12 protein-coding genes are annotated in these 11,047 nt (G+C 69.3%); all 12 read left to right on the forward strand.

All coding sequences use genetic code 11. The features are described 5' to 3' along the window. The first annotated feature begins 6 nt into the window (after positions 1-6). A complete protein-coding gene (locus tag OH809_RS45045; protein ID WP_331746898.1) occupies positions 7-339 on the forward strand; it encodes a hypothetical protein in 333 nt (110 codons plus the stop codon). Continuing rightward, a complete protein-coding gene (locus tag OH809_RS45050) occupies positions 336-1,184 on the forward strand; it encodes a hypothetical protein (protein WP_399559279.1) in 849 nt (282 codons plus the stop codon). The genes OH809_RS45045 and OH809_RS45050 overlap by 4 nt, the downstream gene beginning before the upstream one ends. After that, the gene (locus OH809_RS45055; protein WP_399559281.1) at positions 1,181-1,588 is read left to right on the forward strand and encodes a hypothetical protein; all 408 of its coding nucleotides are present in this window, start codon (positions 1,181-1,183) and stop codon (positions 1,586-1,588) included. Before OH809_RS45050 ends, OH809_RS45055 begins: the two co-directional genes overlap by 4 nt. Further along, entirely contained in the window at positions 1,585-1,968 is a 384-nt protein-coding gene (locus OH809_RS45060; protein ID WP_399559283.1) for a hypothetical protein, read from the forward strand. Before OH809_RS45055 ends, OH809_RS45060 begins: the two co-directional genes overlap by 4 nt. Further along, a complete protein-coding gene (locus tag OH809_RS45065; protein WP_399559285.1) occupies positions 1,968-2,420 on the forward strand; it encodes a DUF6093 family protein in 453 nt (150 codons plus the stop codon). The genes OH809_RS45060 and OH809_RS45065 overlap by 1 nt, the downstream gene beginning before the upstream one ends. After that, positions 2,417-2,806 carry an HK97 gp10 family phage protein gene (locus OH809_RS45070; protein ID WP_399559287.1) on the forward strand — a complete coding sequence of 130 codons (390 nt, stop codon included), beginning with the start codon at positions 2,417-2,419 and terminating at the stop codon, positions 2,804-2,806. Before OH809_RS45065 ends, OH809_RS45070 begins: the two co-directional genes overlap by 4 nt. After that, a complete protein-coding gene (locus OH809_RS45075; RefSeq protein WP_399559288.1) occupies positions 2,803-3,249 on the forward strand; it encodes a hypothetical protein in 447 nt (148 codons plus the stop codon). Before OH809_RS45070 ends, OH809_RS45075 begins: the two co-directional genes overlap by 4 nt. A gap of 107 nt (positions 3,250-3,356) precedes the next feature. Then, positions 3,357-3,827 carry a hypothetical protein gene (locus OH809_RS45080; protein ID WP_399559289.1) on the forward strand — a complete coding sequence of 157 codons (471 nt, stop codon included), beginning with the start codon at positions 3,357-3,359 and terminating at the stop codon, positions 3,825-3,827. 103 nt (positions 3,828-3,930) lie between these two features. Continuing rightward, positions 3,931-4,488 (forward strand): hypothetical protein, encoded by a 558-nt coding sequence (locus tag OH809_RS45085; RefSeq protein ID WP_406516365.1) that lies wholly within the window; start codon positions 3,931-3,933, stop codon positions 4,486-4,488. Then, the gene (locus OH809_RS45090) at positions 4,443-4,886 is read left to right on the forward strand and encodes a hypothetical protein (protein ID WP_399559291.1); all 444 of its coding nucleotides are present in this window, start codon (positions 4,443-4,445) and stop codon (positions 4,884-4,886) included. The genes OH809_RS45085 and OH809_RS45090 overlap by 46 nt, the downstream gene beginning before the upstream one ends. Before the next feature lie 26 nt (positions 4,887-4,912). Next, complete coding sequence (locus OH809_RS45095; protein WP_399559292.1) at positions 4,913-10,147, forward strand: phage tail tape measure protein; 5,235 nt, start codon at positions 4,913-4,915, stop codon at positions 10,145-10,147. Then, positions 10,134-11,039, forward strand: coding sequence for a phage distal tail protein (locus OH809_RS45100; RefSeq protein ID WP_406516366.1), 906 nt, complete (start codon positions 10,134-10,136; stop codon positions 11,037-11,039). The genes OH809_RS45095 and OH809_RS45100 overlap by 14 nt, the downstream gene beginning before the upstream one ends. The last annotated feature ends 8 nt before the right edge of the window (positions 11,040-11,047 follow it).

Raw genomic sequence — 11,047 nt, forward strand, 5'->3', positions numbered from 1 at the left:
GACCTGGTGGATACAGCCGTACGCGCCTGGCTCATCTCCCAGCTCGGCACCGACACCGACCTGACCGACCTCGAGCAGCGGTACACCCGGCTCGGCACCGCCCGCGCCGTGGCGCTCGAGATCCTGCGTGAGCGTCTCGCCGCACTCCGTGCACAGCCCTCGGTCGTCAACGTCAGCTCCGTCGTCGGCGTGAACTACACCGCGAACATCACCTCCTACGAGCGGCAGATCGCTGCCCTCGAAGCCGGGGAGCCGCCCGCCCCCGACGACCCCACCGACCCGGACGGCAGCGGGGACGGGTTCGGGCTGGTGTACCTCGTCGAGCGGCCCCGCCGATGACCACCCCCGTACAGCAGGAGCGCGAGACCCGTGAGGAACTCCTCGCCCTCATCGCCCTCTCTGCCGGCCGCCTGGCACGGGACTGGGGGCGCCTCGTTACCGCCCAGGACCAGCTACTGCGCACCCTGGAACGGATCCGGCCCGGCATCGGCTCCACCACCCGAGTCCGGAACGCTGTCGCCGAGTTCAACCGGCAGGTCGCCCAGTTCGAACGCGACGCCCGAGCCTTCGCCGAACGGTGGGCGGCCACGGACCTGCCGACCGTGTACCGCGACGGCGCCGTCCAGGCACTCCGGCGCGCGAACCGCGACATCACCCTGTTCCGGTGGGCCGTCGACCACCAGGCCGCGATCACCCCGCTCACCGCCACGTTCTACGTCGACCTGATGCGCCGTATCCAGGAAGCGGTCCGCCGCGCCCAGGCGTTTGCCCGGATCGCGCAGGACGCCGCCCGCGCGGTCACCCGCGGCCGTAAGCACGAGGGCATCGACAGTCCCCGACTGGCCGCCGACCACCCGCTGTCCACCGTGATCTACGCCGACCAGTCCCGGCACCCCGTCGCCTCATGGGCGCGCGCCGCCCTGTCGTGGCAGGGCGTCGTCGCCGCGAACTCCGGCGCGATCAACACCGCCCGGTGGGAGCTGGACGCCCAGTGGATGCAGTGCGTTGATGGTTCGGAGTGTGGATTTACGAATCATGCGGACACCGACCACGCGGACGGCACCATCCGCAGCATCGACGACGCCGACATGTACCCCGCCGCCCACCACGGCTGCATCCGGTCCTGGATTCCCCGCCCCGACCTGAACAACCGCCCCGGCCTCATCTCAGGAGATCCCGCATGACGACCATCGAATCCAGTGAGCCAGGTGCCATGCCGGTTCCGAACCCGGTGGAGCGCCGCATCGTCACCGTAGTGCGCGGTGGTCACGACATCAGCGAGGAGCAGCGCCTGCGCGTCGCGCGGTGGCTGGAGGCGAACGGCATCGATCCCAAGCGTGTCGCGCGCGATCAGATCACGATCGAAAGCCAGGTTCGTGGCGACCGCGAAAGCGGTCATCTCATCGGGTTCACCGAGTACTACGTGGACGCGGACGGCCACAAGGTCATCAACGAGAAGACACATGACGGAGCGGTGACGTACGAGCGGTGGGTGCGGCAGACCGTACCGCTGGAACCCGATCCCGCCTGGGGCGGCTGGCCCGAGTGGGAACTCAAGGCGGCAAAGAACCGGGAGAGCGCAGCGTGACCCCCGCAGCCGACCCGTCGGCGTACGGCGTGCAGATCGACGCCGCGCCCGGCCGGGCCACCATCCGCCTGAATGGCGAGCCGCTTCCCGCGAATCAGGTCACCGGATACGTACTGGAGCACGACGTCGCGGCCGCACTGCCCACCCTCGTGCTCCACACCCGGCAGCCAGACCACGTCCTGTGGCAGGGCCTCGCCCGCGTCGCCATTGCTGCACCCGAACAGGACGACGGGCAGATCGTCGCCGCGTTCCTCGCGAACATCGACCCCGCCCGCCTGGAGGCCACCGCGCTGGAACGCGACGACCTCGACGGCAGCCGCCACGAACTCACCAGGGCCATGCTCGCGCAGCTCGCCGACTGGGCGCAGGGGAGGGCCTGATGGCCGGACTGGACGATGCCCTCGCTGGAGTTGTCACCTGGATTGCCGACAACCTCCTCGTCGACACGGTGCGCATCACGCTGCCCGCCACCGGCGACCCCGTCCTCAACGAGGACACCGGACAGCTCGAGTACCCCGAAGGTGACGTCCTCTACGAAGGAGCGGGCGCCGTGCAGGGAGGCACCGCCCAGTCGGAGATCTCCGCGACCCCGAACGCCACCCAGCCCTGGGTGCAGGAAACCAAGTCCCGGTACCGGCTGCTGACACCGCTTGAGGCGCCGATCGCCCCGAAAGACGCCACCGTCACCGTCGTCCAGACCCACAACCCGGCCATGACCGCCCTCATCGGCCGGTCCTGGATCTGTCAGGACCCGGGCCGGGCAGCCACCACCGAGGTCGTGCGGATTACCCCGCTCGACCAGAACCAGGCCGAACGGCAGGTGACCCGGTGACCCCCGACGAACTCGCCGACCGCCTCGACCGTGCAGCCACCCGGATCGGCCCCGCCATCCAGCGAGCCGTCCGGCACACCGGCGAACTCGGGCGCGCCCGCATCCGGGGCAACGCCTCCGGCCGGCCCGGCCCGAACGTCATCACCGGCCAGTACAGGAACTCGTGGGAGACCCAGAACCGGCGCCTCCCGCACGGGGCGCTGTGCACCATCGGCACGAACGCCCCCCAAGGCCGGCGCCTGGAGTTCGGGTTCATGGGCATGACCGACAGCATCGGCCGAACGTTCCACCAGCCACCGTTCCCGCACGTGGGCCCGGCCATTCCGCACATCGGGGCGACCTTGATGACAGAGATGCGGTTCGCGGTTGCGGAGGTGCTCCGGTGATTGACCGCCGTCCGTTCACCGCCGCGCTCGCCGCCCTCCTGGCGTCTGTCACCGGGATGCCTGTGGGCCGTGGGCGCATGCCGGAGTCCAAGCCCCCCTACTACCTGCTGTACTCCCTGGACGGGACTACCAGCGGTGCGCCGCTCGCCGACGAGAACGAGGACGCTTCGTTCGTCTATCAGGTCACCTGCGTGTCCGGCCCGGACCCGGCAAAGCCCGGCTCGGCCGGCACTGTCGACCAGGCGGAGTGGCTCGTCGACAAGGCGAAGCGGGCCATCCTCGGACGGGACGCGGGCGCCGGTCAGTGGGTCAGCCCGCTCACGGTTCCCGGCGTGAAGGTCATGTGCCGGGAGCCCGACGTCGAACCGGGGGCAATGAATGATCCGACCGATGCCATCATCAGTTATGTGATCCGGTTCAGGTTCGACCTGACCCCCGCCTGACGCCTGTTCAGGTTGTTTCACCGCACCGCGGCGGCCCCAGCGCGGACGCGCCACCACTTGGTGGCCGACTCCCACACACGCGTGAGCATTCCAAAAGGGGCCCCAGCATGGCCAGGTTCAACCGCAAGGGCGTTACGAAGATCCTGTTCGCCGAGACGATCGCGTCCACGACGTACATGCCGACGCTTGTCGAGATCACCGGTGCGACCGACTACACGAAGCTGATCGCCGCAGTCGACGGGTTCTCCATCGAGAACCAGGAGATCGAAACCCCCGACATGGACTCCACGTTCGTGTCGAAGATCCCCGGCGACGACTCCGCGGCCGACTCCTCGCTCACGTTCTACGAGGACGACACCACCGACACCATCGAGACGGACCTGGCCAAGGGCACTACCGGGTTCATCCTGATCGCCCGCAAGGGCAAGGCGTCCAGCACCAAGGGCCTCGACGTCTACCCGGTGCGTGTCGCGTCGAACTCGTCCACGGTCACCGCGGACAACGAGGCCGCGAAACTGATGGTCAAGTTCTCGATCACGGACCGTCCGCTGCTCAACGCGACGATCCCCACGACCTGACCCGACCTCCCCACAGCTCCCGGTCGGGCCCGACGCGTGTTCGGGAAGGGGCGCCCGTTGGCGCCCGGCCGGGTCCCCTTCCCCTCTGATGGAGGACCACCCCATGCCTGCCACCGCCAAGACCACAACCGCCCCGCCGGCCGCCGCTGTTGCGAAGGACGCCCACTGGGCGGCCACCCGCGAGCGGCTCCGCAACCGCAACCGGCACACCGCATCGCTGACGATCTGCGACGACCTCGACATCAAGACCGCCCTCGAGTCCGCCCGGTACGCGCTGCGCCGCATCCAGGCCGAAGCGGCGGACCGGCCCGACGACAAGACCGTGCAGGCCGCCGTCACCGTGGCAGAGAACCACGTGGCGGACGCGCAGGCCGCATTCGACGTGGCGGCCATCGCGCTGCGGTTCCAGGCGCTGCCCCGGCTCGAGTTCGAGGCGCTGAAAAAGGCCCACCCGGCCACCGAGGAACAGGCCGAGGACGGGCACGACCTGAACGTCGAATCGCTCGGCCCCGAGCTGATCGCCGCCGCGTCCGCCGACGGCATGACGGTCGACGACGCCCGCGAGTACCTCGACACCTGGTCCGAAGCCGAAGCCGCCGCCCTGTTCAACGCCGCGTGGAACGTCCAGGAGACGACCCGCATGGACCTGGGAAAAGGCTGATCGCAGATGAGCGACTCCGTGGCGAACTCGAACTCTGCGACCGGTGGGGCATACCCCACAGCCTGTTCCGGGGCATCGGTGACGGGACGTGGACGGCCCGCGACCGGGCCAAGGCCCTCGCCTACCGCGACCACCAGCGCACCGTGTGCCCGCAGTGCGGCACCCGGTACGACGACTGGGACCACGGCCACCCCGGCGAAGAGGACGCCTACGCGGTCACGGTCCAGCGGTGCGTGGGCTGCCAGGTCATCGCGGACAAGCAGGCCGAACTCGCAGGTGACAAGGACGCCGACAACAACGGAATCAAGATCGCACTGATTCCGGCGGCGCAGGCGGCCGCGATCGAAGCGCACCGCGAACTCGCCGAGAAACGGCACAGCAGCACCGACGACGACTGAACGACCACAGGAGAGGGGGCGGCACGGTGGCGAACTGGAACCTGTCCGTGGACCTGCGCGGCCACGGCAACGACCTCGCCCAGTCCCTCAAGTCCGCCGCCAAGCACGCCCGCACCCTGGGGAACGCCGCCCGGACCGCGAAGACCGAGGTCCGGGAGCTCGGGCAGGCATCGCAGACCGCGACCCGGCACATCCGCACCCTCGGCACGACCGCCCGCACCACCGCCCGGCGCCTGAACAGTCTCGGTAACGACGCCCGCACCGCAGGCCGCCACCTCGGCCGATACGGGGACGCCGCCCGCACCGCGAACCGGCACGTCAACTCCCTCGGCGACAACTCCCGCACCACCGGCCGACAGCTCGCCCGCATGTCCGGCCAGATCGACACCGCCGTCCGCGACCTGCTGCGCCTCGCGCAGGCCGCCCAGCGGGCCTCCACCCGCATGCGGGGCATCAACGACCGCGGCAGCCTGCGCCGCATGGCCGCCGACACCGGACGGCTACGCCACCAGCTCATGGGGGCAGCCTCCCTGCTGTCCGGCGGCGGCCTCGTGATGGGCATCGGCGAACTGGTCAAGCGCGGCAACGAATACCAGCAGTCGATGAACACGTTCGGGGCGGTGACCGGGGCGACGCAGATGCAGATGCAGCGCGCCGCGGCGACCGCGAACCAGCTCGGCAACGACCTGTCCCTGCCCGGCGCGACCGCAGCCGAGGCAGCCGACGCCATGGTCGAACTCGCGAAGGCAGGGTTCCGCACCGACCAGGCGATCAGCGCGACCCGGGCCAGCCTCACCCTCGCGTCCGCCGCACAGGTCAACGCCGCCGACTCCGCGAAGTATTTGGGCGACATGATGGACCAGTTCGGCATGGGCGCCGACCAGGCCGGAGTTGCCGCCGACACCCTCGCCGCGACCGCGAACGCCGCGTCCGGCGACATCATCGACATCTACTACGCCATGAAGTACGCCGGCCCGGTCGCCCACGGTCTCGGCGTCAACATGCAGGAAGCCGCGTCCGCGGTCGGCATGCTCGGCAAGGCGGGCATCCTCGGCCAGACCGCCGGTACGACCCTGCGCGGCATGATGGCGAACCTCGCCGCCCCCACCCCGCAGATGATCGAAGGCCTCAAGGCCATGAACATCGAAGCGTGGGACGCCCAGGGCAACTTCAAGGGCCTGCGCTACGTCATCGACGGCCTGTCCAAGGCCCAGCACAACATGACCAACCAGGACTTCGCCGCCGCGGTCAAGAAATCGATGGGCAAGCCCGCCATGTCCGGCGCTATCGCCCTTGCCCACCAGGGCACTGACAGTTTCGACGCACTGATGCAGGCCGTGTCGTCGACCGGGGCGGCCGCGCAGATCGCCGCAGCGAAGGGCAAGGGCCTCGCCGGCGCGATGCTCCAGCTCAAGACACAGTCCCGGCAGACCGGACTCGCCCTCTACGACGGGATGGCACCGGGCCTGGAGTTCCTGACCCGCGGCATCACGTCCGGCCTGTCCAAGGCCACCCCGAAGATCGAGCACTTCTTCGACTACATGAACGACGCCGCGACCCTGTTCGGCCCGGACATCGCAGCGGCCGCACGCCGTCAGTTCGGCGCCATCGGGGACGCGGCAAGCGGCATGATCGCCCCGTTCAAGGAAATCGGCGGCGACGCGGTTGCCTCCGCCCTCCACGTCCTGCTCTCCGCCGGGCAGATGGTCGTCGACGTCCTGAAGAACCTGGCCGCCGGTGTGGAACCCGTCGTGTCCGCCCTTTCGGACGTCGCAGGGTCCGGGAACGGTGTGGCGACCACCCTCGACATTGTCGTTGTCGCCCTGGACGCCGCCGCCCAGGCCGTGTCGTTCCTGTCCGGAGTCCTCGGACCGGTCGGCCACCTGGTCGGCGGCCTGGTCAGCATGTTCGCGAGCCTTCCCGGCCCGGTGCAGTCTGCCGTCCTCGCGATGCTCCTGATGCGCCGCGTCGGCCCCATCGCCCAAAGCGTCGCCGGAAGTGTCGGCGGCCGCCTCACCGGCGCCTACCGGTCCCTGAACCAGCAGATGGCCGTACAGCGCGCCCTGGCCACCGCCTCCGGTGCCTCCATCGGCCGCTACGGCGCCGCATTCGCCGTCCTGCAGACCCGGGTCCCCGTCATCGGCCAGATGGGCGCCAGCTTCCGTACCGCGTCCGCGCAGGCAACCGGGTTCGGCGGGGCGCTGCGTGGCGTCACCGCCGCGGCCGGCACCGGGCTCCGCTCTGCAATGGGCGGCCTCATGGGCGTCATGGGCGGCCCCTGGGGTGTCGCCCTCGCTGCCGCCACCGTCGGCCTCGGCATGCTCGCCACCCGGCAGCAGAAGGCCGCAGCCGCAGCCGCCGAGCATCAGCAGCAGATCTCCAGCCTCACCCAGGCCCTGCGCGAGTCCAACGGCGCCGTTGACGACAACGTCCGGGCCATCGCCGCCGAGAACCTCATGGGCACGAAGGTCAAAACGACCCTGGACGGGCAGCAGCGCCTCGTCGACCTCGCCCGCAAGGCCAAGGTCCCCATGTCGCAGCTCGTCGACGCGTACACAAACCAGGGCACCTCGCTGAGCAAGCTGCAGAAGGAGCTCGCCGCCACCGCTGAGGCCAGCAAGTTCAGCACCATGGACGAGAACGGCTCCATGGGGGAAGCGTTCACAGCCCAGGGCCGGGCGGCAGACGACCTCCGCAAGGCGCTGGGCCCGCTGGGAGGCGACTTCGCGAAGGCGGCGGCCGACGCCAAGTCGTTCAACGAGGGCGTAAAGGGTGCCGGTAACACGTCCGCGTACACCCGCCTGAAGGACGCGGTCGGGGCCCTTGCGGACAAGACGGCGGACGCCGACTCCCGCACCCGCGCCCTGCGTGACGCCCTCGATCTGCTGTCTGGCGGATCCGTCAGCCTCCAGGCCGCTCAGGCCCGGGTGAACGAGGCCGTCACCAACGCCAACGAGGCCCTGGCCGCCGGGGTCGACAAGGCCGACGGGTGGGGGAAAGCCCTGGTCGGCGCGAACGGTGCACTCAGCACCACGACGAAGAACGGGCAGCGGCTGTTCTCCACCCTCGACACCATCGCCGATTCCAGCTCGTCGGCTGCGGTCGCGGCGTACGACTTTGCCCAGTCGCAAGGCAAGGGCGTCCCGCAGTCCATCCAGGCCGCCACCCGGGAAATGCAGACCGCCCGGGACTCTGCAATCAAGCTTGCCCAGGGCTATGGGATGAGCAAGGAGCAGGCCGCCGGAGTCGCAGACGCCATGGGCCTCATCCCGGGCCGGGTCAGCATCCTGCTTCAGACCGAGGGTGTCGACACCGCACTTGCCGAGCTCCTCGGTGTGCAGGCCGAGTTCGAACAGTTCCCGGACAAGAAGACCATCAAGGTCGACGCCCTCGGTGATGAGGCGAAGACGGAACTCGAGGACATCGGCTACAAGATCGAGCTGATCCCCGGCACCCGTGAGTACAAAATCACCGCCCCGACGAAGGCGGCCCGCGAGGACCTCGACCTGCTGATCACGAAGCTCGGCGAGACCAACGGCAAAACCCTCGACATCAAGGCACCGACCGGAAAGGCCAAGGAAGAACTCCAGTCGATTCAGGAGAAGGTCAAGAACACCAAGGGCAAGACGCTCACCATCAAGGCGCCCACGACCGAGGCCCGGCAGAACCTCGAAGCCCTCGGCTTCAAAATCAAGAACACCAAGGGCAAGACGGTCACGATCAGCGTGCCGACCGGCGACGCCACGTACAACGCCCGCATCATTCAGAACGCCATCGACAACATCCACGGCAAAACCGTCGGCGTCTACCTCTCCTACAAGGCCACCAGTGCCGACAAGGACGCCAACGGTGTTCCCGACCATGTCCAGGCCCCCGAGGCCCGCGGCTCCGTCCTCGACTTCTACGCCAACGGCGGCACCAACCGGCGCGGGATCCGTGAGAACCACACCGCGCAGATCGCCCCCGCCGGCGCGTGGCGTGTCTGGGCCGAGGAAGAGACCGGCGGCGAGGCCTACATCCCCCTTGCGGCATCGAAGCGCGGCCGCTCCCGCGCCATCGCCGAAGAGACCATCAGCCGGCTCGGCGGCGACCCCCGCAGCGTCCAGTGGAACGCCGACGGCAACGTCACCGACTGGCGGTACGACCCGGCCACCGGATCCCTGTACTCGTCGTCGGACGCCGGCCAGGCGGGTCACAAAACCAAGAAGGTCAAGACCAAAAACAAGAAGGGCAAGACCACCACGAAAGAGGTCGACTACTTCGACCTCGGCGCGGTGGAGAAGAAACTCAAGAGCACCGCGAAGGCAACCCGGTCATGGAACAAGGACCTCGAGAAGGTCGCCGACCGGCTCGGCGGAGACGTCGCCGAGGCCCTCGCGGGCATGGGCGAGGACGGCATCAAACTCGCCCACAAGATGGCCACCGGCTCCAAAAAATACGCCGACGAAATGGCCAAGGCCCTCCAGGACCTGACCAAGGTGGCCAAGGCGTCGCTGACGGACTACACCCGGCAGCTCAACAAGGCGACCGGCGCCGACGCCACGTTCCAGAAGAACCTGTCGACCCTGGCCGGGCAGGGGTACGGAGACCTCGCCGCGCAGCTTGCCGCGCAGGGCGACACCGCGGCGCAGGAACTCGCGGCCGCCGCCGTGAAGGACCACAAGAAAGCTGCGTCGGCGAACACCGCGGCAAAGAAGTCGAACAAGGCGCTGACCAACGACGAGGTGCAGCAGCTCGTCGCGATCATCTCCGCCGTCAAGACCAGCAAGACCGGCATCCACGACGTCGCGGAGACCACCGGGCTCGGCGAAGACGAGATCATCGCCACCGCAACCAAGGCCCAGTCTCAGATCAAGAGCTCGCTCGGCGCCCGCGCCACCAAATTCCTCGGTGACCTATCCCGCGCCAACAAGGGCCTCAGCTACGCCAACGGCGGGATCCGGGAGGGCATCTACGCCACCCGCGGCGGCGCTGTCACGTTCGCTGAGCCCAGCACCGGGGGAGAGGCATTCATCCCCCTCGGGCCCGGCAAGCGCACCGCCGCCACCAAGGTCCTTCGCGACGTCGCCTCCCGGTTCGGCGTCGGGCTCACCGACATGAGCGCCACCCGGCCGGTCGTCATCGTCCGCGAGGGCGGCGACACCAACGTCACTGTCACCGCCGTACGCACCGGCGCGACCGCGTCGGACATCGGAACGCAGGTGGGTCGCAGCGTGCGGCGTGCTCGCAGGGGAGGGGTGAATGCCCGTGTCGCCGCTTAAGCTCGCGGACTGGCAGTACGAACTCGGTGGTGTCCTCATGGGCGCCGACACCAACATTCAGGTCATCGAGACCACCGGGCTCGGCCGTCCCCCGTCGCGGGAGAACGACGCAGACCAGCCGTCCATGGACGGGGCGTTCGCCGGGCCGGACTACTACAGCGCCCGGCAGGTTCAGTTCGACGCCGCGGTGCGCATCCCCGGTAACCCGGCCGCGTGCCACGACGTCGTTGCAGCGCTGCAGGCCGCCGCCGACGCCCCGGCGGTCCGCCTGACCGGCGGGGCCACGATGCCGTTGCGGATCCTGCGCCCCGGCCGGCCCGTGAAGCGCCTCAATGGCCGCCTCCGCAAGCTCGACCCCGAGTACAAACAGGTCATCCACGGTTTCGTTCCCCTGGACATCGAGTTCGTCGCCACCGACCCGACGTTCTACGCCGACGAGCAGACCATCACCGAGATCCCGCTCGGCTGGCTGACAGGTGGCGGGTTCGCCGCACCGGTGATCGCCCCGATCTACGTGCAGTCCGGGACGACCGCGGCGAACCGTCCCGGCTGGGCCACCAACCAAGGGACGGCGGACGCGTGGCCCGTCATCCGGATCACCGGCCCCGTCGCCACGGTCACCATCACGCACGCCGAATCCGGGCGCCAGCTCTCCCTGCCCACCCTCAACCTCACGTCGTCGAGCCAGTGGGTGCAGATCGACACCCGGCCCGGTTACCGCACCGTCACCCGGGAGAACGGCGGCAACGCCTCCAGCCTCCTGTCCGCCGCATCCCGCATCGACCTGTTCTCGCTGCCGCCCGGCCAGTCCGAGATGCGCTGGACCGGATTCGACAACACCAACACCGCCCGCATGCGCCTGACCTGGCGCGACGCCTACACCGCCCTCTGAAGGAGACG

Source organism: Streptomyces sp. NBC_00873 (genome assembly GCF_045207415.1).
Classification (GTDB): Bacteria; Actinomycetota; Actinomycetes; order Streptomycetales; family Streptomycetaceae; genus Streptomyces.

Coding starts and splice junctions, on each gene's coding strand:
- OH809_RS45085 (WP_406516365.1), top strand. CDS start 3,931: ATGCCTGCCACCGCCAAGACCACAACCGCCCCGCCGGCCGCCGCTGTT.
- OH809_RS45050 (WP_399559279.1), top strand. CDS start 336: ATGACCACCCCCGTACAGCAGGAGCGCGAGACCCGTGAGGAACTCCTC.
- OH809_RS45055 (WP_399559281.1), top strand. CDS start 1,181: ATGACGACCATCGAATCCAGTGAGCCAGGTGCCATGCCGGTTCCGAAC.
- OH809_RS45065 (WP_399559285.1), top strand. CDS start 1,968: ATGGCCGGACTGGACGATGCCCTCGCTGGAGTTGTCACCTGGATTGCC.
- OH809_RS45080 (WP_399559289.1), top strand. CDS start 3,357: ATGGCCAGGTTCAACCGCAAGGGCGTTACGAAGATCCTGTTCGCCGAG.